The organism is Spirillospora sp. CA-108201 (assembly GCF_050936235.1).
Classification (GTDB): Bacteria; Actinomycetota; Actinomycetes; order Streptosporangiales; family Streptosporangiaceae; genus Spirillospora.
On sequence record NZ_JBNJNE010000001.1, the window covers coordinates 7,187,766 to 7,209,678 of the forward strand.

The 21,913-nt window shown below is 72.4% G+C and carries 23 protein-coding genes; 11 read left to right on the forward strand and 12 right to left on the reverse strand.

Annotated elements, in window-relative coordinates; all coding sequences use genetic code 11:
- Nucleotides 1-77 precede the first annotated feature (77 nt).
- On the reverse strand, nucleotides 78-1,514 hold the full coding sequence (locus tag ACQEU6_RS34615; RefSeq protein ID WP_499337598.1) for a hypothetical protein: 1,437 nt from the start codon (nucleotides 1,512-1,514) through the stop codon (nucleotides 78-80).
- Between the two features lie 279 nt (nucleotides 1,515-1,793).
- Between ACQEU6_RS34615 and pcrA the strand changes: the two genes are divergently transcribed.
- Entirely contained in the window at nucleotides 1,794-4,049 is a 2,256-nt protein-coding gene (pcrA, locus tag ACQEU6_RS34620) for a DNA helicase PcrA (protein ID WP_499337600.1), read from the forward strand.
- A gap of 189 nt (nucleotides 4,050-4,238) precedes the next feature.
- Nucleotides 4,239-4,859, forward strand: coding sequence for a dihydrofolate reductase family protein (locus tag ACQEU6_RS34625; RefSeq protein ID WP_499337602.1), 621 nt, complete (start codon nucleotides 4,239-4,241; stop codon nucleotides 4,857-4,859).
- A gap of 69 nt (nucleotides 4,860-4,928) precedes the next feature.
- On the opposite strand, the gene ACQEU6_RS34630 is transcribed toward ACQEU6_RS34625, so the two are convergent.
- Nucleotides 4,929-5,372, reverse strand: a complete 444-nt coding sequence (locus ACQEU6_RS34630) for a nitroreductase family deazaflavin-dependent oxidoreductase (protein WP_499337604.1) — start codon at nucleotides 5,370-5,372, stop codon at nucleotides 4,929-4,931.
- A complete protein-coding gene (locus tag ACQEU6_RS34635) occupies nucleotides 5,369-5,818 on the reverse strand; it encodes a DUF6069 family protein (RefSeq protein ID WP_499337606.1) in 450 nt (149 codons plus the stop codon). The genes ACQEU6_RS34630 and ACQEU6_RS34635 overlap by 4 nt, the downstream gene beginning before the upstream one ends.
- Before the next feature lie 122 nt (nucleotides 5,819-5,940).
- Here ACQEU6_RS34635 and ACQEU6_RS34640 point away from each other — a divergent pair, with 122 nt between their 5' ends.
- Entirely contained in the window at nucleotides 5,941-6,456 is a 516-nt protein-coding gene (locus tag ACQEU6_RS34640; RefSeq protein ID WP_499337608.1) for a MarR family winged helix-turn-helix transcriptional regulator, read from the forward strand.
- A gap of 15 nt (nucleotides 6,457-6,471) precedes the next feature.
- Here the strand turns inward: ACQEU6_RS34640 and ACQEU6_RS34645 are convergent, their stop codons facing one another.
- Nucleotides 6,472-7,443 (reverse strand): GlxA family transcriptional regulator, encoded by a 972-nt coding sequence (locus tag ACQEU6_RS34645; protein WP_499337610.1) that lies wholly within the window; start codon nucleotides 7,441-7,443, stop codon nucleotides 6,472-6,474.
- 71 nt (nucleotides 7,444-7,514) lie between these two features.
- Here ACQEU6_RS34645 and ACQEU6_RS34650 point away from each other — a divergent pair, with 71 nt between their 5' ends.
- The gene (locus ACQEU6_RS34650; RefSeq protein ID WP_499337612.1) at nucleotides 7,515-7,847 is read left to right on the forward strand and encodes a cupin domain-containing protein; all 333 of its coding nucleotides are present in this window, start codon (nucleotides 7,515-7,517) and stop codon (nucleotides 7,845-7,847) included.
- Between the two features lie 102 nt (nucleotides 7,848-7,949).
- On the opposite strand, the gene ACQEU6_RS34655 is transcribed toward ACQEU6_RS34650, so the two are convergent.
- Nucleotides 7,950-8,780 (reverse strand): class I SAM-dependent methyltransferase, encoded by an 831-nt coding sequence (locus ACQEU6_RS34655; RefSeq protein ID WP_499337614.1) that lies wholly within the window; start codon nucleotides 8,778-8,780, stop codon nucleotides 7,950-7,952.
- Nucleotides 8,781-8,879: 99 nt separating this feature from the next.
- Here ACQEU6_RS34655 and ACQEU6_RS34660 point away from each other — a divergent pair, with 99 nt between their 5' ends.
- The gene (locus tag ACQEU6_RS34660; protein WP_499337615.1) at nucleotides 8,880-9,596 is read left to right on the forward strand and encodes a TetR/AcrR family transcriptional regulator; all 717 of its coding nucleotides are present in this window, start codon (nucleotides 8,880-8,882) and stop codon (nucleotides 9,594-9,596) included.
- Here the strand turns inward: ACQEU6_RS34660 and ACQEU6_RS34665 are convergent.
- Nucleotides 9,572-10,183, reverse strand: coding sequence for a hypothetical protein (locus ACQEU6_RS34665; protein WP_499337616.1), 612 nt, complete (start codon nucleotides 10,181-10,183; stop codon nucleotides 9,572-9,574). The genes ACQEU6_RS34660 and ACQEU6_RS34665 overlap by 25 nt on opposite strands.
- Nucleotides 10,184-10,201: 18 nt before the next feature.
- Entirely contained in the window at nucleotides 10,202-10,621 is a 420-nt protein-coding gene (locus tag ACQEU6_RS34670; protein WP_499337618.1) for a DUF6817 domain-containing protein, read from the reverse strand.
- A gap of 297 nt (nucleotides 10,622-10,918) precedes the next feature.
- Between ACQEU6_RS34670 and ACQEU6_RS34675 the strand changes: the two genes are divergently transcribed.
- Nucleotides 10,919-11,746 (forward strand): alpha/beta fold hydrolase, encoded by an 828-nt coding sequence (locus tag ACQEU6_RS34675; protein ID WP_499337619.1) that lies wholly within the window; start codon nucleotides 10,919-10,921, stop codon nucleotides 11,744-11,746.
- Nucleotides 11,747-11,763: 17 nt separating this feature from the next.
- Here the strand turns inward: ACQEU6_RS34675 and ACQEU6_RS34680 are convergent, their stop codons facing one another.
- The 4 genes from ACQEU6_RS34680 to ACQEU6_RS34695 form a co-directional block, all read right to left on the reverse strand.
- Complete coding sequence (locus ACQEU6_RS34680; protein WP_499337620.1) at nucleotides 11,764-12,333, reverse strand: helix-turn-helix transcriptional regulator; 570 nt, start codon at nucleotides 12,331-12,333, stop codon at nucleotides 11,764-11,766.
- 337 nt (nucleotides 12,334-12,670) lie between these two features.
- Nucleotides 12,671-13,165, reverse strand: coding sequence for a MaoC family dehydratase (locus tag ACQEU6_RS34685; RefSeq protein WP_499337621.1), 495 nt, complete (start codon nucleotides 13,163-13,165; stop codon nucleotides 12,671-12,673).
- A 14-nt stretch (nucleotides 13,166-13,179) separates the two neighbouring features.
- A complete protein-coding gene (locus ACQEU6_RS34690; RefSeq protein ID WP_499337622.1) occupies nucleotides 13,180-13,686 on the reverse strand; it encodes a PH domain-containing protein in 507 nt (168 codons plus the stop codon).
- 7 nt (nucleotides 13,687-13,693) lie between these two features.
- Nucleotides 13,694-14,314, reverse strand: a complete 621-nt coding sequence (locus ACQEU6_RS34695; RefSeq protein WP_499337623.1) for a TetR/AcrR family transcriptional regulator — start codon at nucleotides 14,312-14,314, stop codon at nucleotides 13,694-13,696.
- A 51-nt stretch (nucleotides 14,315-14,365) separates the two neighbouring features.
- Between ACQEU6_RS34695 and ACQEU6_RS34700 the strand changes: the two genes are divergently transcribed.
- Both ACQEU6_RS34700 and ACQEU6_RS34705 read left to right on the forward strand, forming a co-directional pair.
- A complete protein-coding gene (locus ACQEU6_RS34700; protein ID WP_499337624.1) occupies nucleotides 14,366-14,911 on the forward strand; it encodes a GNAT family N-acetyltransferase in 546 nt (181 codons plus the stop codon).
- 93 nt (nucleotides 14,912-15,004) lie between these two features.
- Nucleotides 15,005-15,772 carry a sulfite exporter TauE/SafE family protein gene (locus ACQEU6_RS34705; protein WP_499337626.1) on the forward strand — a complete coding sequence of 256 codons (768 nt, stop codon included), beginning with the start codon at nucleotides 15,005-15,007 and terminating at the stop codon, nucleotides 15,770-15,772.
- Here ACQEU6_RS34705 and ACQEU6_RS34710 read toward each other — a convergent pair.
- Nucleotides 15,769-17,313, reverse strand: a complete 1,545-nt coding sequence (locus ACQEU6_RS34710; protein WP_499337627.1) for a glycoside hydrolase family 15 protein — start codon at nucleotides 17,311-17,313, stop codon at nucleotides 15,769-15,771. The two genes, ACQEU6_RS34705 and ACQEU6_RS34710, sit on opposite strands and share 4 nt — an antisense overlap.
- 299 nt (nucleotides 17,314-17,612) lie before the next feature.
- Here ACQEU6_RS34710 and sucC point away from each other — a divergent pair, with 299 nt between their 5' ends.
- The 3 genes from sucC to ACQEU6_RS34725 all read left to right on the forward strand — a co-directional run bounded on the left by sucC (nucleotide 17,613) and on the right by ACQEU6_RS34725 (nucleotide 21,716).
- Nucleotides 17,613-18,794 (forward strand): ADP-forming succinate--CoA ligase subunit beta, encoded by a 1,182-nt coding sequence (sucC, locus tag ACQEU6_RS34715; RefSeq protein WP_499337629.1) that lies wholly within the window; start codon nucleotides 17,613-17,615, stop codon nucleotides 18,792-18,794.
- A 2-nt stretch (nucleotides 18,795-18,796) separates the two neighbouring features.
- Nucleotides 18,797-19,684: a succinate--CoA ligase subunit alpha gene (gene sucD / locus ACQEU6_RS34720; RefSeq protein WP_499337631.1), complete on the forward strand. Its 888-nt coding sequence runs from the start codon at nucleotides 18,797-18,799 to the stop codon at nucleotides 19,682-19,684.
- A 169-nt stretch (nucleotides 19,685-19,853) separates the two neighbouring features.
- Complete coding sequence (locus ACQEU6_RS34725) at nucleotides 19,854-21,716, forward strand: cell division protein PerM (RefSeq protein ID WP_499337633.1); 1,863 nt, start codon at nucleotides 19,854-19,856, stop codon at nucleotides 21,714-21,716.
- Nucleotides 21,717-21,913 lie beyond the last annotated feature (197 nt).

Here is a 21,913-nt window from a genome sequence, read left to right on the forward strand (position 1 = left end):
CGCGCACCTCCCCGTCGACTCGCCTGCCCTTGCTCGCTACCCGCTCACCGCGGGCCGCCACCTCCGGAACGGGATGTCTAACCGAACGTGCTGCGCAGCTCGTCCAGCTGGCCGCGGAGGATGTCGTCGTCGTCCAGCGAGCCGCCCTGGGCGAGCTTCTCCGCGGGGACGAGCTGGTACTCGGGCATCTGCATCGTCCCGCAGCAGCGCGACCTGTCCTGGGCGGCCAGCAGGCTCGCCGAGTTCTCGTCGTGCGCCTCCACCTCGGTGACGTCCTGGCCGTCCCCGGTGTAGGCGGCCTCGGTCATCGCCATCCGCCCGCTCATCAGATCGCGCAGCGGCGTCGCCGCCGTCGTGACCTCGCGGACGGCGAACCGGTTGCGGATGGACGTCCGGTAGACGGCCGGGTCGCCGCGGTTCGCCGAGGCCTGCAGCATCTTGTTCGCCACGTCCACGTACCGGGCGCCGGTCGCGGGGGACGCGACGATCGCGTCGAACACGAGCTTGCACAGCGCGGACGCCGTCTCGATCAGCACGATCGTCGCGTCCTTCGTGCGCTGCTGCCGGCTCAGCTCGAAGGTGTAGAGGTCGGCGAGGATGTCGTAGATCGCGCCGGTGAACACCTGCGAGATCGCGTGCACCTCGTTGCCGACCTCGCTGAGCTTGAGGTCGTTGTCGGCGTTGCGGAGCCCGGACGGCATGCCGAGCGCCTTGCCGAACTGCTCGGCCAGCTCCGCCAGGAACGACCTGTCGTGCAGGTTCGCCTTGGTGAGCGCGACGAGCGCCTCCGCCTGGTCCGGCTGCGCCAGCGCCAGGAAGATCGCCGTGATGTCGCCGAACGACTCGTGCAGGCCGCCGGTCTGCGGCGGGGCGTCCGCCGACAGCCAGCCGGGCTTGAGGCCGTCCAGGATCGCGTGGCCCGTCTCGTGCGCGACGATGTCGAGCGACTGGCACGTGAACAGCACGTTCGACGGGGGCTGCCCCTTCGGCGTGAAGAACAGGAACTTCAACGCCTTGGCGGTCCGCGTGTAGAACGCGTTGGCGCCCTCGGCGGCGTGCGGGAACACGGTGATGCGCTCGGTGTCGCCCCCCACGTTCCACGCGAACGGGATCGGGACCCCGCCGTTGTGCCGCTCGTACATGGCCATCGTCTCCCGGACGACGGCGAACGTGTGCGCGCAGTCGAACTGCGGGGTTCCCGGGGTGAACACGAAGTCGCCGTTGATGTTGCGCGCGACCGGGGTGACGCCCTGCAGATCGGTCTGGACGCGCACGTCCATGGGGCCGTTCAGCACCACGGTCGGGATATAGGTCAGGCGCGCGCCGAGGTCGGCGACCGACGGATCCTGCTTGTAGATCAGGAACCTGTGGCCGGGCTGCACCGGCACCGGTACCGGCACCGGCCGCGGGACGGCCCGCGGAAGCGGCGCCGCCTGGGAAGCACGTCCCGGCCACTGCGCGGGTACCACGATCTCGGCGTCGAGCTGGGTCTGGAGTTCCTGCTGGTGGGTCATCCAAGCCACCTCCCCTATGACAGTGCGTGAGCCCCTGTTGACGCTGCGCCGCTGTGCGCGGACATGCGGGGATGCAGTACGGGGCCCTGCATTCCGAGTTGGGCCGGGCCGGGGGCCCGACCGGTGTCCGCTCCATCTCCAACGTCGGCCGGAACGTGAGATCGAGTCAACCCACCGTGTTCAAAAGGCGCGCCATCTGTCCACATGCAGCCGGGGCGGGACACCCCGGCTCGGCGGAGCAGCCGAAAACGTCCGCGCGGCGCCGTAGACTCGCACGTGATGTCGAAGACCGAAGCTCACCCCTTGCTTGACGGCCTCAACCCGCAGCAGCGCGCCGCCGTCGTGCACTCCGGCAGCCCCCTGCTGATCGTCGCCGGCGCAGGCTCGGGCAAGACCCGGGTGCTCACCCACCGCATCGCCCACCTGCTCGGCGAGCGGGAGGTGCACCCCGGCCAGATCCTCGCGATCACCTTCACCAACAAGGCGGCCGCCGAGATGAAGGAGCGGGTGGACGCCCTCGTCGGGCCGCGCTCGCGGGCGATGTGGGTGATGACGTTCCACTCCGCGTGCGTCCGGATCCTGCGCCGCGAGGCCAGGCGCCTCGGCTTCCCCACGAGCTTCTCGATCTACGACCAGGCCGACGCGAACCGGCTGATGGCGCTCGTCTGCCGCGAGCTCGACCTCGACCCCAAGCGCTACCCGCCGAAGTCGTTCAGCGCCCAGGTCTCCAACCTGAAGAACGAGCTGATCGACTACGAGACGTTCAAGGCGCGGGCGTCCACGCACATGGAGCAGACGCTCGCCGAGGCGTACGAGATGTACCAGGCGCGGCTCCAGCAGGCCGGCGCCATGGACTTCGACGACCTGATCATGATGACGGTCAACCTGCTGCAGGTGTTCCCGGAGGCCGCCGAGCACTACCGGCGCCGCTTCCGGCACGTCCTGGTCGACGAGTACCAGGACACCAACCACGCGCAGTACGAACTCGTCCGCGAGCTGACCGCGCCCGTGGAGGGCGTCGGGGCCGCCGAACTCTGCGTGGTCGGCGACGCCGACCAGTCGATCTACGCGTTCCGCGGCGCGACCATCCGCAACATCCTCGAGTTCGAGCGCGACTACACCGACGCGACCACGATCATGCTGGAGCAGAACTACCGCTCCACGCAGACGATCCTGTCCGCCGCCAACGCCGTCATCGAGCGCAACGCCGACCGCAAGCCCAAGAAGCTCTGGTCCGACCAGGGCGAGGGCCACAAGATCATTGGCTATGTGGCCGACAACGAGCACGACGAGGCCGCGTTCGTCGCCCGCGAGGTCGACCGGCTCACCGACGACGGCGAGGCCCGTCCCGGCGACGTCGCCATCTTCTACCGCACCAACGCGCAGTCCCGTGTCTTCGAAGAGGTCTTCATCCGGGTCGGGCTGCCGTACAAGGTCGTCGGCGGCGTCCGCTTCTACGAGCGCAAGGAGATCCGCGACGCGCTCGCCTACCTGCGCTGCCTCGCCAACCCCGAGGACACCGTCTCCCTGCGCCGCATCCTGAACGTCCCCAAGCGCGGCATCGGCGACCGGGCCGAGGCCTGCGTCGAGGCGTACGCGTCCCGCGAGCGCATCTCGTTCTGGCAGGCCCTCCGCACGCCCGAGGACGTCCCCGGCATGGCGACCCGCTCGCTCAACGCCGTCCGCGACTTCGTCGCCCTGCTCGACGAGCTGCGCGCCGCCGCCGAGACGCTCGCCCCCGCCGACCTCATCGCCGAGGTGCTGAAGGCCAGCGGCTACATCGCCGAGCTCCAGGCGTCCAAGGACCCCCAGGACGAGACCCGCGTCGAGAACCTCCAGGAGCTCGAAGCCGTCGCCCGCGAGTTCGAGGAGCGCCTCGACGGCGAGTCCGCCGCGGGCCGCCTGCCCGAGTTCCTGGAGCAGGTCGCCCTGGTCGCCGACGCCGACTCCATCCCCGGGGGAGCGAAGGGCGGGCCCGTCCCGCCGGGAGAGCAGCCCGAGGAGAGCGAGCACGGCGTCGTCACCCTGATGACGCTGCACACCGCGAAGGGCCTCGAATTCCCGGTCGTCTTCCTCACCGGCATGGAGGACGGCGTCTTCCCGCACCTGCGCGCCATGAGCAACCCCAAGGAGCTGGAAGAGGAGCGCCGCCTCGCCTACGTCGGCATCACGCGCGCCCGGCAGCGCCTCTACGTCTCCCGGGCCACGATGCGCAGCTCGTGGGGCGCCCCCCAGGTCAACCCGCCGTCCCGCTTCCTCGGCGAGGTCCCGGGAACCCTCGTCGAATGGGAGCGCGAGGCGTCCTCCACGTCCGGTTCCGCCATGTCGCGGATGGCGCAGCGCCCGGGCACCCGCTCACCGGGCAACCGTCCCGTCCCGTCCCTCTCCCCGGGCGACAAGGTCACCCACGACGCGTTCGGGCTGGGCACCGTCGTCTCCGTCTACGACAGGGGCGAGAAGGCCAGCGTGGACTTCGGCGGCGACTACGGCGTCCGCACCCTGGTCCTCCGCTTCGCCACCATCGAGAAGCTCTGACCCCGCACCGCCGGCCCGCCGCCCGGCCGGTCATCCGAGCCGTGCGGACATCACGGGCGGGCGCCGGTGGCGCGGGTGCGGCGGGCGGCGAGGGCCCGCGCGTGGCGGCCGGTTCCGATGAGTTTCGGCGGTGGCGCCGGTCGAACCTGGTGAGCATCATGGTCGTCACGCCGTTCAAGGAGTCCTGACATGCGGAAGATCACTGCAGGATTGTTCATCTCGCTCGACGGGGTCGTCGAAGACCCGCAGGACTGGCACTTCCCGTACTTCAACGAGGAGATGGGCCAGGCCGTCGACGCCCAGATGGGGTCGGCCGACACCCTCCTGCTCGGCCGCAGGACCTACGACAGCTTCGCGGGGGCGTGGCCGGACCGGGAGAAGGCCGGCGGCGAGGACGCCGACTTCGCCAGGAAGCTCGGAGACGCCCGCAAGATCGTGGTGTCCGGCCAGGACCTCGACTTCACCTGGCGCAACTCCGAGCTGCTCCAGGGCGATCTCGTCGAAGCCGTGACCGCGCTGAAGAAGGAGCCGTCCACCTCGGACATCGCGATGAGCGGTTCGGTCTCGGTCGTCCGCCGGCTCCTGGAGGCGGGCCTCCTCGACGAGCTGCACCTGCTGGTCCACCCGATCGCCGTGCGCAAGGGGATGCGGCTGTTCGAGGAGGCCGACGCGCCGCTGCCGCTGAAGCTCCTCTCGTCCACGACCTTCGCGACCGGTGTGGTCCATCTCGTCTACGGCCTGGACGACAAGGCCCCGACCGGCGACTACGAGACGGCCAAGGCGAGCCTCCCCCAGTCCGACGACGCCTAGATCGTGTAGGGGGGACGGGCGGATGGCCGGTGATCCCGCCTGCGGTGGACCACCGCAGGCGGGACGGCGTCAGGTCGTGACGGGGTTCAGGATCACTACCGGGATGTCGCGGTCCGTGGTGGCCTGATAGCTGTCGTAGAGGGGGAAGAGCGAGGCCATCCGAGCCCAGAGCGCCGGTTTCTCCTGCGGGGTGGCGGTGCGTGCCCGCGCGGTGAAGGTGTCGGCTCCGAGCTGCACGGTCACGTGCGGGTCCGCGCTGAGGTTGAGATACCAGGCGGGAGACCGGACGGCTCCGGCGTTCGAGGCCACCAGCAGGTAGCGGTCCGCGTCCCGGCCGTAGATCAGCGCGGTGCGGCGCAGCCTCCCGGACCGCCGGCCTCGCGTCGTGAGCAGCAGCGTCGGCCACTCCTGGTACAGGTGGCCCTGGGCGCCGTCGGATCCGAGGTAGGCGCGGATGTGGTCGGCGACCCAGGGGGTCGGACTGTCGTGGACCTCCTCGCCGGACGACGTCATCTCCCGCTCCCGGTCCCGGCGCGGCGGGACGTGGCCGTCCGCCGGAAGACGGGGATGAGAACGGCTCCGACGGCCACGTGGGTGAGGGCCAGGACGGCCTTGCTCCCGCCGGAGGACTGCACGCCGATGATGGGCAGAAAGGAAAGCGCGAGCAGGATCAGGGCGGCGGCCGTCCAGATCCGGGCCGCCAGCGGCGTCACCCGCTCCAGCGCGGCGAGCAGCGCCCAGCCGAGCAGCGACGGGACCAGCGCGAAGGCGCCGATGGCGGACGCCCCCAGATCCCGCGGCTCCTGTCCCTCCTGCCGGACGACCAGATCATGGCCCAGCAGAGGCTCCCCGACCGCCCAGACCGCCAGCGCGGCCGCGACCGCACCGGCCACGGCGAGCGCCCGCGCGCCTCGTGGACTTCCGAGGCGGGCGCGCCCGCTCCTGCTCACGTGCGTCATCGCAACATCTCCTTCAGCTGCTTGATAGTTCATTTCCTGAAGTTTCTTCCTCGCCGGGGAGCGTAGCATTTGCTTCAGGAGCTAAACAATCAAGTGGCTGAAGTGACGGCTATGCTGGCCGTATGAGCCTCGACGCCAGGACCGACACCGACGCAGGTGGCGACGCCGTGACCGGTGTCGGGGCCGGTGCCGACGCGGATGCGGATGCGGTCGTGGTCGAGTTGAGCGCTCTGGTCTTCGAGGTCACCGGGCGGCTGCGGGCCCAGTTCAACGCCGCCGCGGCGGAACTCGGCCTTCCCCCGGCCCAGGCGCTCGTCCTGACCAACCTGTCCGGCCCCGCCCCGATGCGTCAGCTCGCCGACTGGCTGTCATGCGAGCCCTCGAACGTCACCGGCATCGTCGACGGCCTGGAACGCCGCGGCCTGGTGATCCGCCGGCCCACCCCGGGCGACCGCCGCGTCAAGCACGTGGTGCTCACCGAAGCCGGCGAGCACAAGCGACGGGAGTTGCGCTCCAGCGTCCACGCGCTGGCCCGGACCATCTTCGAACTACCCGGCCCCGACCAGAAGCACCTTCGTGACCTGCTGGCACGCGTCTTGACCGGCCACTCGGCGAGCGCGGACGCGGAATCCGGCTGAGACGCAGGAGCGGCTTCACCTCGAAGGCGGGACGCGCTCCCGGGGCTGGGCGCGGAAGGTGCGGCGGTAGGCGCCCGGAGTCGTCCCCAGGGTGTTGAGGAAGCGTCTGCGGAGGTTGGTGGTCGAGGAGAGTCCGGTGCGCCTGGCGATGGCGTCCAGGGGGAGGTCGGAGGACTCCAGGAGATCCTGGGCCGCGGCGACGCGCCGGGTGAGCAGCCACTGCCCCGGGCTGGTGCCGAGCTGCTCGGCGAACCGGCGGGCGAGGGTGCGCGTGGAGACGCCCGCGTGCGCGGCCATGCCCTCGACGGTCACCGGATCGCCGAGCCTCCCGGCGATCCAGTCCAGCAGGGGCGCCAGCGTGCCGTCGATCTGCGCCGGGTGCGGCGGGGCCGAGTACTGCAACTGGCCGCCCTCGCGGTGGGGCGGCATGACCATGGTCCGTGCGACGTGGGCGGCGTACCGGGCGCCCTGGTCGGCGCGGATCAGATGCATGCACAGGTCGATGCCGGCTCCGGCTCCGGCGCTGGTGGCGACGTCTCCGTGGTCCACGTACAGCACGTCCGGATCGACCTGGACGTGCGGGAAGCGAGCGGCGAACTCCTTCGCCAGGCCCCAGTGGGTCGTCGCCTTCCGCCCGTCCAGGAGACCGGCGTGCGCGAGGGCGAAGGCGCCGGAGCAGATGCTGACCACCCGGGCGCCGCGGGAGTGCGCGCGGCGCAGGGCCCGGACGACCGCGGGGGAGGGCGGCTCCCCGGCGGGGAGCCAACCCGGGACGACCACGGTGTCGGCGGCGTCGAGCGCGTCCAGCCCGTCGGCCACGTGCATGTCGTACCCGGCCGGCGTCGCGACGGGGCCGGGATGCTCCGTGCACACGCCGAAGGTGTAGCGGTCCGGAAGCCCGGCGCGCTCGACGCCGAACATCTGGGCCGCGCAGCCGAGCTCGAAGGTCGACTGCGGCGGGCGCACGAGCGCCGCGACGCGATGCATGGCATGAAAGTACCGCAACATGTCTTTTCTGACACTCGGCCGGGCGGGACGCCGGTCGCCAGGCTGGACTCATGACGACGGAACAGAGCACGCCCGGCTATGTGTGGTCCACCGTTCGGGACGCCCCGGTCCGCGAACTCTTCCCGGGCATCCGCCTGCGGCCGCTGTGGAAGGGGGACGGCGGCGCGAAGGCCTTCGTTCTGCAGATGGACCCGGACACCTGCTGGGAAGGAGTCGACGTCCACGACCCGGGCCCGGAGGAGGTCTTCGTGGTCTCCGGAACCTTCAACGACGGTGACCGGGACTACCCGGCCGGCTCGTTCATCCACGCCCCCGCGGGCTCTTCCCACGTGCCGCAGACGTCCACCGGCTGCACCCTGTTCCTCTTCTACCCGGAGGGCTGACGTCGCCCCGGACGGGCCGGGCCCCTGGCCGGGCGCTCCGGAGGCCAGGGGCTGCGGACGACCGGGCGAGACTCCTCGGTCACGACGATGGAGAGCCCGGGGTCAGGGGCGGACGGCGCTCACCAGCCATACGGAGCCGCGGATGTGGATGCCCTCGGGAGTCTCGAAGTCCGCGAGCGCCGCTCGGAGTTCCTGGCGGACGCGCGCGGCGGTGGGCTGGTCCACGTCTTGGAGGTTGTAGCGGACCGGGCCCTGGCTGAGGATGAAGTCCGCGGCGTCGGCGGTGTCGCGGCCGTAGTCCATCGGCGCCTGGACCGGACTCGTGTTCACGTCCGTCCAGCCCGCCTGGTGCAGTACCTGGCGGATGCGGTCGGGGTCGGACAGCGAGCCCATGCCGCGCGCCGCGGGCGACGGGCGGCGCATCAGCGGCGCGAGAGCGGCGGTGGCCTTCGCGTACCGGCTGTCGGGGCCGCCGGCCTGCGGGACGATGAACACCATCCGGCCGCCGGGCCGCAGAGCGCGGCCGATGTTGGCGAACGCGGCGGCGGGGTCGGAGAAGAACATGACGCCGCCGCGGCTGACGACGACGTCGAAGCCCCCCTCCTCGAACGGGTGGGCCTCCGCGTCGGCCTGGTCGAAGCGCGCGTTGGCGATGCCCTGCTCGGCGGCGTCGGCGCGGGCGCGGACCACCATGGGTTCGGAGATGTCGACGCCGACCGCCCGCGCCGCCCGGCGCGCGGCCAGCAGGGTGAGCTGCCCGGTGCCGCATCCGATGTCCAGGACGGTCTCGTCGCCGCCGATCGCGGCGAGATCCAGGAGCGGCTGGTTGAAACCGCCCATCATCGCGTCGTAGCGCGGGGCGTTGTCGGCCCAGGCCGCCCCCTCCCACCCGTTCCACGCTTCGGCCTGCTGGACGTTGACGACTGCGTGCATCGCATCTCCTTCGCTGAGGGCGCGGCCACGGGCCGGTCCGCGAGCGCCAAGTTTTTAGAGGTGAACTCTAGTGACGAACTCTAGAGATATACTCCCGCCATGGACACCGTCAAGCGCCCGGACAGGCGGGCCGAGCGCTCGCGGCGCACCCGGGCGAAGGTCATCGAGGCGGCGCGGGAGCTGTTCGTCGCGCAGGGCTACGGGGCGACGAGCCTTCAGGAGGTCGCCGACCGGGCGGGGGTGGCCGTCCAGACGGTGTACTTCGTCTTCGGCAACAAGCGCACGCTGTTCAAGGACGTCGTGGACACGTCCATCGCCGGGGACGCCGAGCCGGTCGCCACCCTGGACCGGGAGTGGTTCCGCGACGCGTGCGCCGCGCCCACCGCGGCCGGCCAGCTGCGCGCGCACGTGCGCGGCACGAGCGAGATCCTCGGCCGGGTCGCCCCGATCATGCCGATGATCGAGGCCGCCGGCTCCACCGATCCGCAGATCGCCGCGCAGTGGCCCGACGGCCCCGACGCGCGCCACACGGTGCAGCACGCCGCGGCCGAAGCGCTGGTCGCCAAGCCCGACGCGCGCCCCGGCGTCTCCGCCGCCATGGCCGCGGACCTGCTGTTCGGCCTGCTCAGCCCGCAGCTGTACCTGCTCTTCGTCCAGGACCGCGGCTGGACGCCGGGCGACTGGGAGGAGTGGGTCCACTCCACCCTGTCCGCCCAGTTGTGCACCGGTCCCGAGCCGGGCCCCGGTCGGGAGAGTCCGCTGCCGGGCGAATGTCGATCATCCGCGCGGGCTCAGGGGAGGGAGCGCTCGACGTAGGGCCGCAGGACCCGCCGGAGCTTCTCGGCGTCAGGTTCCTGGTAGACGACCTCACCGGAGCCCGCCGTGTAGGTCATCGGGCACGATGCGGAGCCCGGCACCTGGATCCGGCCGACGGGCTTGGAGGTCGTGGCCTCGTACAGCTGGTAGATGTAGGCGGCCTGCAGAAGCGAGACCTTCGTCGTGTGCTTGGGGGTGACCTGAGCGTTCCAGGTGTAGGAGTACTGGCAGGTGTCCGTCTTCTTCGCCGGGCCCGAGCCGTCATAGGCGCAGGCGACCAGCTGCGGACCGGGCGGAGTGCCGTCCCGGCCCGGTTTCCACTGCTCAGGGATGTCGACCTCCCCTGGCCTGGAATAGCGGAGGTTGAACTCGACCGGGTGCGGGCCGTCGCCGCGATAGGGCCTGCCACTCTCCTTGTAGTCGGTGTCGGATCGCGCCGCACCACCGGCTCGCGCCGGGCAGAAATCGGACTGGGGTGCCGGGGGATCAGGCGAGTCGTCCAGCATCGCCGAAAGCTGAACGCCTCCCAGGACCGCCGCGATGCCGATTCCCAGAACGATGAACGCCCAACGGTCCGAACTGCGCATGGTGCCATTCTGTTGTGGTCAGCGATTTTCCGGAAGGGAATGGCCGTCGGTCGGGAGCATGCTCCGGCGGGCGTCTTCGACGGCGTGGGACGCGGGGGTGCTCAGCAGGAGCCGCCAGGTGACGAAGAGGTTCAGGAGACCTGCGACCTGGGATCCGTTCAGGGCCGCTGTATGCACGACGTCCAGCTCGTTGGCGACGGTGAGTTCGGCGAAGTCCTGGCGCTGCCCCGATGAGATGTGGGACGGCGTGCCGGTGAAGCGGTCGGCGAAGACTCCGTCGGGGGGCCGCGCACCCCAGACGTCCAGCAGAGCGTGCACGCGGTGGAGGTGCTCAAGCAGAGTGCCGCCGGGGTGCTGAATCACGCCGGCGCGCTTGGCGCGCAGCAGTTCGGCGGCATCGGTCTCGCGGTCCACGCGGTCGTCCTGTTCTGCCGTCACGGACGCTCCCTCGTCGCCGGCCTCCCGACAGGCTGCGCGCTGAGATCGACCCTCGTCAATCCATGGGTTCGGTTCGTTCGACCCAAGGCTGGGCTTGGAAGCGACTGGTGGTCCCAGATCTGTGCGGTTCGGGCTTTTTGCCGCTGGAAGACCAGGTAAAGACACTTCGACTGGTCATTGGTCGTTTCGGGCGGTAGTCGGGGTATCGGTGCGGCTGGTTGCTGGACGGCCGTTCCGTCGCCGGGGGCGCGGTCGCCCCGACCATCGTGTCCACAGGAGCGCTACGGGGGTTCGAGCATGGGATTCGTCACCACTCGCGACGGCAACGAGATCTTCTACAAGGACTGGGGCGGCGGGCACACCGTGGTCTTCATCCACGGCTGGCCGCTCAACGCCGACGCGTGGGAGGACCAGATGAAGATGGTGGCCGACAACGGCTACCGCGGCATCGCCCACGACCGCCGGGGGCACGGGCGCTCCAGCCAGCCGTTCGACGGCTACGACTTCGACACCTTCGCCGACGACCTCAACGACCTGATCAACCAGCTCGACCTGCGGGACGTCACGCTGGTCGCGCACTCGATGGGCGGCGGCGAGCTGGCCCGCTACATCGGGCGCCACGGCACCGGGCGGGTCCGCAAGGCCGTCCTGCTGTCGGCGATCACGCCGCTGATGCTCCAGACCGACGACAACCCCGAGGGCGTTCCCGCGCAGGCGTTCGAGGACATCAAGAAGGGCATCCTGCGCGAACGCTCGCAGTACTGGAAGGACGCCTCCGAGGCGTTCTTCTCCGCGAACCGTCCGGGCAACAAGGTCACCCAGGGCAACCGCGACGCGTTCTGGTTCATGGGCATGCACGAGAGCATCCAGGCCGGCGTGAAGTGCGTGGACGCCTTCGCCCGCACCGACTTCCACGCGGACCTACGCAAGTTCGACATCCCGACGCTGATCGTGCACGGCGACGACGACCAGATCGTGCCGATCGACGCGACGGCCCGCAAGGCCGCCAAGATCATTCCGAATTCCGTCCTGAAGGTGTACGAGGGGTCCTCGCACGGCATCGCGCTCGTGCCGGGCGACAAGGAGAGGTTCAACGCCGACCTCCTGGACTTCCTGAAGAACTGACCCTTCCGGCGGCCCGCTCAGGCGGGGTGGTGGGTGCCCGGGGTGTGGCCGAAGGCCCGGCGGAAGACGTCGATGAAGGTGCTGGCGGACGACCAGCCGCACCGGTGGGCCACCGCGGTCACCGGCGCGTTCCCGGCCAGCAGGATCAGTGCGTGGTAGAGGCGCAGCTGGGTCCGCCACTGCGGGAACGTCATCCCGAGGTCGCTCCGGAAGAGCCGGGACAGGGTGCGGTCGCTCGCGCCGACGTCCCTGCCCAGTTCGGCGAGGGTCCGGTCGTCGGCGGGGTCCGCGTGGAGGACGAGGACCGCCGGCTCGTCCAGCCCGAGCGGGTTGTCGGTCGCGGGCAGGCCGACCAGGTGCAGTTCGAGCTCGCCGTGGGCCTGGTGGGCGTGGACCGCCCCGGCCGGGATCCAGATCGCGCGGTCGGCGGGCGCCACCCAGGTGCCCGTGCCGGTGGTGACGGCCACCACGCCCCGTCCGGCGTAGGCGATCTGGTGGTCGTCATGGCGGTGGTCGTCGATGGCGGCGCCCGGCGCCAGTGAGCGCGCCCGGGTCGGCGCGATCGGTTGATGGCGGGTTTCCTGCATCGTTTGGCAGATTATCGGAAGTCCGACATCGTGCCCCGGCGCGAGCATGGGGGCGTGTCGACGAGTTCACGAGATGCACGGCCGGTTCTCCTGCTGTCCGCCGGGCACGCGTGTGTGGACGTCTACCAGGGGTCCGTGACGGCGCCGTCCTCGGCGCCGTCGCCGACGGTCGCTGCGCGTCGCCCTCGCCCCGCTGATCGCGCTGCCCGCGCTGGCCTGGCTGCTGTTCCGGACGCTGCCCGAGCCCGCCGTCCCGGCGCCCGCCGCGCCGCGGGCGGTGCGGGAGGGCGCCCGGTGACCGGGCGCGGTGATCGGGCGCGGTGATCGGGCGCGGTGATCAGGCCGTGCGGCGGCGCAGGAGGTTCGCCGGCAGGGTGTGCAGGACGACCTGGTCGTCCTGGTTGAGGAGTTCGGCGCGGGTGCTGACGATGCCGCGGTCCGGCTTGGAGCGGGACGGGCGGGCCTCCAGGACGGCGACGCGCAGGCGCAGGGTGTCGCCGGGACGGACGGGGGCGGGCCAGCGCAGCTCGTCCACGCCGGGGGAGGCGAGGCTGGCGACCCGGGACAGGAAGTGGTCGGCGAACAGCCGCATCATGATCGAGCCGGTGTGCCAGCCGCTGGCGATGAGGCCCGTGAACGGGCCGGACGCGGCGAAGTCCGGGTCGACGTGGATGGGCTGCGGGTCGAAGCGGCGGGCGAACTCGATGATCTCCGCCTCGTCCACGGTGACGTGGCCGTACTCGTAGGCCGTGCCGGCGGTGTAGTCCTCGAAGTAGCGGTCGTCGAGGGGGGCGGCGAAGTCCTCACCGAGGGCGCGGGTCCTGGTCGTCATGGGACCAGGATGGCTCAGCGGCTTCCGGCCCGTCGCGGCGGTTCCGGCCGCGGGGCGTGGCTCTGCCACCGCTCGCGGAGTTCGGCGTGCAGCCGGTAGAGGCCGTAGGGGGTGTCGCCGGACGGCTCCCGGAAGCGGGTGCCCTGGTCCACGGGCATCGACGCGAACCTGACGGGGAAGAAGGCGGCCTGGCGCTCGCGGTCCTCGGACCGCACCTGGAGCAGCCAGAAGCCTTGGTGGGCGTCCGCGCTGATCTCGATGATCTCCGTCCACGCGAACCGGCGGCGGCCGTACCCGGAGACGAGGGTGAGGCCCTCCGCGTCCAGGATCATGCGTGTCCGCAACTGGGGGACGACCCCGAGCGCGAGGGCGAAGCACGCGGCGCCGGCGGCGAGCGCCGGGGCGCCCGCGCCGTCGAGGGCCTTCTGGGTCGCCACGACGTCGCAGAGGGCGGCGACGGCGACGCCGGCGAGGATCATGCCGAGGTGGCGGGGGCAGCGCAGCGTGCGCGGCTTGGTCATCGGGGCATTATCGGCCCTCTCCGGGCGCCGCGGGGACGGCGGGGCCCGCGGTCAGGGCGGTCAGGAAGGCGTCCAGCATCGCGGTCTGGCGCGCCGGCGGATAGGCGTCCGGATCGAACAGGGCGTGCACGACCAGGCCGTGCGCGAACGCGGCGGCGTTCGCGACGACCTCGTCCGCGCCGGGCTCGGCGGGCAGTTCGCCGCGTTCGACGGCCGCGGCGGCGTGGGGGCGCAGCCGGGCGCGCCAGTTCCGGTAGCGGTCCCGCTGGCGCTCGCCGAGCCCGGGATCGGCGAGCGCGACGTCCCACGAGCTCACCCAGATGCGGTTCATGTCCGCCGCGGCGGGGGTCAGCGGGAGGACGTCCAGGAGGGCGGCGCGCAGGGACGCCAGGCCGGGCGGGGCCTCGCTGAGGGCGCGGTTCGCGGTGCGCTCGTCGGCGAGGTCCAGCGCGTGCGCGACGAGGGCCGTCTTGGTCGGGAAGTAGTGCGTGAGCAGTCCGGTGGACGCGTCCATCTCCGCCGCGACCGCGCGCAGGGTCAGGCCGCCGAAGCCGCGGGCGGCCAGCACGCGCCAGACGGCCTCGGACACGTCCCGGCGGCGGGCCTCGTGGTCACCTCGGGCAGGCATGCCCGTAGAGTACATAACAAACGTTCGGTACGTGTCCCCCCGGGAGGCCCCATGTTCGCCCGCACGCTCGCCGAGGGCGCTGAGCTGCGCCCGTTCGAGCCCTGGCAGGCGGCCGAGTTCGCCGAGCACGCCGACCGGGTCCGCAGGGACATCGACCGGTACATCCCCTGGGCCCGGACGGTGGTGGACGAGGAGACGGCCCGCGAACTGCTCCAGGCGTACGCCCACAGGCAGGCCAGGGACGAGGGCCGCATGTACGGCATCTGGGTGGACGGCGTCCTCCAGGGCGGCACGGTCTTCCGGACGTTCGACACCGCGCAGGGCGTCTGCGAGGCGGGCGTCTGGCTCGCGGCCGAGGCCCGGGGGCGCGGGCTGGTCACCGAGGCCGTCCGCATCATGATCGACTGGGCGATCGGCGCGCGGGGGATGCGCCGGGTGGAGTGGCTGTGCGACCCGCGCAACACCGCGAGCGCGGCCGTGGCCGAGCGTCTCGGGATGACGTGCGAGGGCGTCCTGCGGCAGGCGTTCGTCCTCGACGGCGACCGTCGCGACGTCCAGGTGTGGGCGATCCTCGCGCACGAGTGGACGGCCCCCTGAGGAAGCGGCGGGCGTGCCGCGGGACGGGGCGGCGGACCGGGTCGCTAGAGTAATCGGTGATTTTGGCTTTACTCCTTACCCCCGGAGGCCCCCGTGCACGCCGAGCAGGTCGTCATGCTGCTGGCCGCCGCCGTCGCGGCGGGCTGGGTCGATGCCGTGGTGGGCGGCGGGGGCCTGATCCAGCTGCCCGCGCTGCTGCTGCTCAACCCGGGGCAGCCGGTCGCGACCGCGCTCGCCACCAACAAGCTGGGGTCGATCGCGGGCACCGCGTCGGCCGCCATCGCGTACGCGCGCAAGGCCAAGCCGGACCTGCGGGTGGCCGTCCCGGCGGGCCTGCTCGCGGTGTGCTGCTCCGCCGGGGGCGCCCTCTGCGCGGCGGCGATCTCTTCGGACGTGCTGAAACCCGTCATCATGGTCGTGCTGCTGGCGGTGGCCGCGATCGTGGTGCTCAGGCCCGACCTCGGCCGGGCCCCGCGCCTGGTGCTGCGGACGCGCCGCCGGGTCGCCGCCGCCGTCCTCGTCCCGGGCGTCGCGATCGCCTTCTACGACGGGCTGGTCGGGCCGGGGACCGGGACCTTCCTGGTGATCGCCTTCACCGCGCTGCTCGGCATGGACTTCGTCGACGCGTCCGCCACCTCGAAGATCATCAACGCGGGCACCAACCTCGGCGCGCTCGCCGTGTTCGCCGCGCAGGGGCACGTGCTGTGGGCGATCGGGCTGGGCATGGCGGTCTGCAACAGCGTCGGCGCGCAGCTCGGGGCCCATATGGCGATCAACCGCGGGGCCGGTTTCGTTCGGATCGTACTGCTCGGCGTCGTCGCCGCCCTCGTGCTGAAGCTCGGGTACGAGCAGTTCGGCTAGGGCCCCGTCACGGGGACGGGGAGCGGCCGGTCCAGCGCGGAGAGGCTCAGCAGGACCAGCGACGCCGTCCAGCCCAGGGGCGCCGGGCCCGCGGGCCTTCCCGTCACGCCGACCTTCTCCGGCAGGACCCCCAGGGACGTGCGGTGCGCGGAGAGCCAGTCGAGCCGGGCCAGGGCCTCGTGCTTCCGGCCCGACGCGGCCGCGTTCAGCCCGAACAGCGCGGTCTCCGGCGTCCAGGCGACGTCGGGATCGCCGGACCAGCGCTCGCCCGGCAGGACGCCCCCGTTCGGCAGCGCCTGCTTGCGCTCGGCGTCCGCGATCGCGGTGGTCACGCCCGGGTCGGCCGGTGCGAACGGCGGAGCGATGAACGTCACGGAGGTGTCCATCAGCCCGCCGGGGATGGGGGAGCGCGGATAGCCGTAGGGGGCGAACTGCCTGGCCACCGCGTCCGAGACGCGCTGCGCCGCGTGCCGCCACTGCGCCGCCTTCGCGTCCTCGCCCCGCATCCGCGCGAGGTCGGCCGCCGCGCGCAGCCCCGCCAGCGCGGGGCCGGCCACGCCGAGCGTCGGGCGCCGCGGGTCCTGCTCGCGCCGGTGGTCGCGTTCCCAGTAGTCGGACGAGGCGGGCGGCAGGCCCTCGGCGTCCAGTGAGCGCGCCAGATGGTCGGCGGCGCGCTGCACCATCGGCCACAGCGTGGGCAGTTCGTCCTGGTGCGCCGTCTGGACGGCGTAGAACCAGGTCGACCACAGCACCCAGCCCGGCGAGTCGAGCTGCGGGGCGCGGCCGTCCGCGACGGCCGTCCCGTCGGCGTTGTACCGCGCGGCCCACATGCCGTCCTCGTGCTGCGCCCGCGCGAGGAAGTACAGGATGCGGCGCGCCTCGGCCGGATGCCCGGTCACGGTGAACGCGGCCACGGCGAAAGCGGAGTCGCGGGGCCAGGAGTACCGCCACTTGGAGTACCAGGACGCGAGGGACGCGCCGTTCGGGCGGGTGAGGAGCCGGAGGTCGAGCAGGGCGCGCGTCGCCATGTCGCGGTAGGTCTCGCCCTTCCCGCCCGCCGGGACGGTGCCCTGCGCCAGCCACGCGCCGTCGGACCGGACGGCCCGGCCCACCCGCGGGTCGGACGCGTCCACGGTGATCGGCGCCTCGCCGCCGGACGGGACGAGCCGGATCCGCCCGTCCGCGAGCCTGATGACCGAGCTGCCCGCCAGGTAGGCGGCCCCCTCGGCCTGGTCGGGGGGCAGCGGGACGCTCGCGAACGGCCATCCGCCGCCGCCGACGAGCCCGGGGCTCGCCCAGCCCGGGGCGGGCGGTTCGGGGACGGTGGCGCCGCCGGTCGCGACGAGCGCCGCCGCGATGAGCAGGCCGGCGGTGCGCCGCACCTTGCGGGCGCCCGAGCGGCCGCGCGGCGCGGGGCGCCGGCGCTGGGCGGAAGGCCGGCGCGGGGCGGAGGGCCCGCCCGCGGGCGGCGGGACGGAGACGACGGGCGCGGCGGAGGTGGGTTCCGTGACGGGAGTATCCCGTTTCTCCACCATCGCCATGCGTTCGCCCCCTGTCCGCCTGGCCGCCTCGCCGAATTAGTACATCAAACTACGTCAATCCGGTTCATCCTCCCCACGAGCCACTCGTGCCCTCCCTTGAGGATGAGCACACCTACCGCCCCGCGCGCTCCCGTTCAAGAGAAGTCCGCGTGACAAACGGACCCGGCGGCCTCACCATGAAGGCGGGTTGACTAGGCTTCATCGACGGAGCGGACCGCCGAGTGCCGGCCGCACGGACACCCGTGTAACCCCCACTCGCGTGGTCGCATTTGGCTGTCGATCCGTAAAAGGACGCCCTCGTGGACCTGTTCGAACATCAGGCGAAGGAACTCTTCGCCGAGTACGGGGTACCGGTGCCCACCGGCAAGGTCGCCCGTACTCCCCAGGAAGCCCGGGCCATCGCGGCGGAGCTGTTCGCCGCGGGGAGCTCGAAGGTCGTCGTCAAGGCCCAGGTGAAGACCGGTGGCCGCGGCAAGGCCGGCGGCGTGAAGCTGGCCGACTCCGCCGACGAGGCCGAGCAGCTCGCCGCCCAGATCCTCGGCATGGACATCAAGGGCCACACGGTCCACAAGGTCCTGGTCGAGGAGGGCAGCGCGATCGCGCAGGAGTACTACTTCTCGTTCCTGCTCGACCGCGCCAACCGGACCTTCCTGTCCATCTGCTCCGTCGAGGGCGGCGTGGAGATCGAGGAGGTGCCGCACGACCGGCTGGCGATGGTGCCGGTCTCGCCGCTGGAGGGCGTCGACCGCGCCCGGGCGCGCGAGATCGCCGAGAAGGGCCGCCTCCCGCAGGAGGCCCTCGACGGCGCCGCCGAGCTGATCGAGCGGCTGTGGGCCGTGTTCCTCGACGAGGACGCCTCCCTCGTCGAGGTGAACCCGATGATCCTCACCGCCGACGGCCAGGTGAAGGCCCTCGACGGCAAGGTCTCCCTGGACGACAACGCCTCGTTCCGCCAGGACGACCACGAGAAGCTGGAGGACAAGGCCGCGGCCGACCCCCTGGAGGCGGCGGCGAAGGCCAAGGACCTCAACTACGTCAAGCTGGACGGCAGCGTCGGCATCATCGGCAACGGCGCCGGGCTCGTCATGTCCACCCTCGACGTGGTCGCCTACGCGGGCGAGCAGTTCGACGGGCAGAAGCCCGCGAACTTCCTCGACATCGGCGGCGGCGCGTCCGCCGAGGTGATGGCGAACGGGCTGGAGATCGTCCTGTCCGACGCCGACGTCAAGTCCGTCTTCGTCAACGTCTTCGGCGGCATCACCGCCTGCGACGCCGTCGCCAACGGCATCGTGTCGGCCTACAAGCTGCTGGCCGACCGCGGCGAGACCGTCAACCGCCCGCTCGTCGTCCGGCTGGACGGCAACAACGCCGAGCTCGGGCGCACGATCCTCAACGACGCGGCGCTGCCCGGCGTCCAGCAGGTCGACACCATGGACGACGCGGCCAGGCGCGCCGCCGAACTCGCAGCGGCAGGTGCATGACAATGGCCATCTGGCTCACCGAGAACAGCAAGATCATCGTCCAGGGCATCACGGGCTCCGAAGGCACCAAGCACGGCCGCCGGATGCTCGCCTCCGGCGCCCGGGTCGTCGGCGGCGTGAACGCCCGCAAGGCCGGGCAGACGGTCGACTTCGACGGCACGTCCCTCCCGGTGTTCGGCACAGTCGAGGAGGCGATGCGGGAGACCGGCGCGGACGTCTCCGTCGTGTTCGTCCCGCCGAAGTTCACCAAGGACGCCGTGGTCGAGGCGATCGACGCCGGGATCCCGCTCTGCGTCGTCATCACCGAGGGCATCCCGGTGCACGACACCGCCTACTTCTGGGCGTACGCGGAGTCCAAGGGGAACAAGACGCGCATCATCGGGCCGAACTGCCCCGGCATCGCGTCCCCCGGCAAGTCCAACGCCGGCATCATCCCGGCCGACATCACGACGCCCGGCCGCATCGGCCTGGTGTCCAAGTCGGGCACGCTGACCTACCAGATGATGTACGAGCTGCGCGACATCGGCTTCTCCACCTGCGTCGGCATCGGCGGCGACCCCGTCATCGGGACCACCCACATCGATGCGCTCCAGGCGTTCCAGGACGACCCGGAGACCGACGCCATCGTGATGATCGGTGAGATCGGGGGCGACGCCGAGGAGCGCGCCGCCGCCTACATCGAGCAGCACGTGACCAAGCCGGTCGTCGGCTACGTCGCCGGGTTCACCGCGCCCGAGGGCAAGACCATGGGCCACGCCGGCGCCATCGTGTCCGGCTCCGCCGGCACCGCGCAGGCGAAGAAGGAGGCCCTGGAGAAGGTCGGCGTGCGGGTCGGCAAGACCCCGAGCGAGACCGCCGTCCTCATGCGGGAGATCATGCAGAACCGCTAGGTCCCCCGGACCACCCGAAAGACGCCCGAGCCGCCCCGCGGCCCGGGCGTCTTTCGCGTCCCGGCCGTTCCGGCCCGCCGCCGGCGGCCGGGACACGGAGTGTGATCACAAAGGCGACACGCCGGGCGGGCGGGCCTTGCGGGGGCGGGCGCGGTGCCAGCATGGACCGGTGAGCGACAAGACCCCCGGGCAGCGTGCGAAGCGGGAGCCGTCGAAGGCCGTCCCGCCGAAGGGCGCCCCGAAGGGCGCACCCAAGGCGGCGCCGAAGGCCGCGCCGCCGGGCGCGGACCCCGGGCGCGGGCGCCCGCCCGCCGTCCCCGCCAGGCCGCTGTACGTGACGGGCCTCGTCGCGGCGCTGTGGTGCATCGGCATCGGCCTCGCGGTGCTCACCACGATCACTCTGATCGGCTGGATCGCCGCGCCGAAGACCGCGCTCGGCCACGGCATGGCCGGGGTGTTTCGGACGGCGGTGAACTTCTGGCTCGTCTCGCACCACGCGGGCTTCTCCTACGGGCAGGGGCGGTTCGGGCTCCTTCCGCTCGGCGTCCTCGTCCTGCCCGGGGTCCTGCTGTACCGGGGCGGCGGGTGGATGATCCGGGTGGCCGGGCTGCCGCACCGGCAGCGCACCGCGGTCCTGCGCGTGGCCGTCGCGCTGGCCGCCCCGTACGCGGCGCTGGCCGGGCTGCTCGCGCTCGCTGCGGCGTCCGAGGAGGTGCGGCCGTCGGCGTGGCAGGCGCTCGTCGGGTGCTTCCTCGTCGCCGCCGTCGCGGGCGGGCTCGGCGCGGCGCGGGCGATCGTGGTGGCGGAGGCGCGGGGGCGGCGGGTCCGGTCCGGGCTCGGCGCGCTGCTGCGGCTGCTGCCCGAGCGGCCGCGCTCCCTGGTGATCGGCGTGGCGGGGTCGCTGAGCGTGCTGCTCGCGTCGGGCGCGCTGCTCGTCGGCGGGTCCCTCGCCACGCACCTGTCGGACGCCGGCGACCTCTACGACATGCTCGCCCCCGGCGCCGTCGGCGGCGTCCTCCTGCTGCTGGTCGAGCTGGCGTTCCTGCCGAACGCGGCGATCTGGGGCATGGCGTACGCGATCGGGCCCGGCTTCTCCGTCGGCGCCGGGACGAGCGTCTCCCCGACCGGGGTGTTCCTGAACGCCGTGCCCGCGTTCCCGCCGCTCGCCGCCCTTCCCCAGCCGGGCCCGGCGCCCGCGATCTCGCTGCTGGCGCTGGCGGCGCCGTTCGTCGCGGGGGCGGTCGGCGGCGTCCTGACGATCCGGTCGCTGCCGAGCCCGGTGTCGGAGGGCGCGCCGCTGTGGGGCTTCGTGTCCGGCGCCCTGACCGGGGCCGTCGCGGCCCTGCTGAGCGCGCTGGCCGGAGGGCCGCTCGGCGGCGGGCGGATGGCGACCGTGGGCCCGTCCGCGTGGCAGGTCGGGCTGCTGGCCGCCCTTGAGGTGGGGATCTCGGCGGCGATCGCGGCCTGGGTAGCGAACTGGATGGTGCTGCGGCGTCCGGCGAGCGCCCCGTCCAGGAAGCGGGGCTCCAAGAAGCGGGCGGCCAAGAAGGCCTCCGCCGCGAAGGCGCCTTCCAAGAAGGGGGCGGCGAAGAAGGCGGCGAAGAAGTCCGCCGAGCCGAAGAAGCCGGTACGGGCGGCTCCGGAGCCCGCCCTGCCGCTGTCCGCGCCCGTTCCGGGGGACTACGACCTGCGCCTGGAGGGCCCGCCGAAGCCGGCGCCGAAGGCCCCGCACGCCCCCGACCCGCTGGAGTTCGAGGAGGCCGAGCCCGTCCTCGCGCCCCGGCGCCCCCGCCGCCGGGCGGAACCGGCGCCCGAGACCGTCGAGGACGACCCCGCGCCGCCGGGCGACGGCACGATCGTCGTCGAGGGTCACCTGGAGCCCGAGGAGCCCGGCGGGCGCCATGAGACCGGCGAGCGCGAGCCCGCCGAGTCACGGCGTCCCGTCCCCCCGCCCCGCGAGGACTCGGGACGCACCGAGAACCGGGGCGGCGCCATCTACGTCCTGCGAGACGACCCCGACCAGGACGCCTAGTTCCACAGTCCCGGCCCACTCCGCTCGCCTGGCGGCTGTGTTCATTCAGTCCCGGCCCACTTCGCTCGCCTGGCGGCTCGCTGCGTGACCGGGCCTGGGGCGAACGCGGCATCGCTTCGCGATCTGCCCGGTTCCGCTCGCCTCCGGCTTCGCTCCACCGGGCAGGTCACGCGTTCGCGCGTGCGGCCGAGGCCACT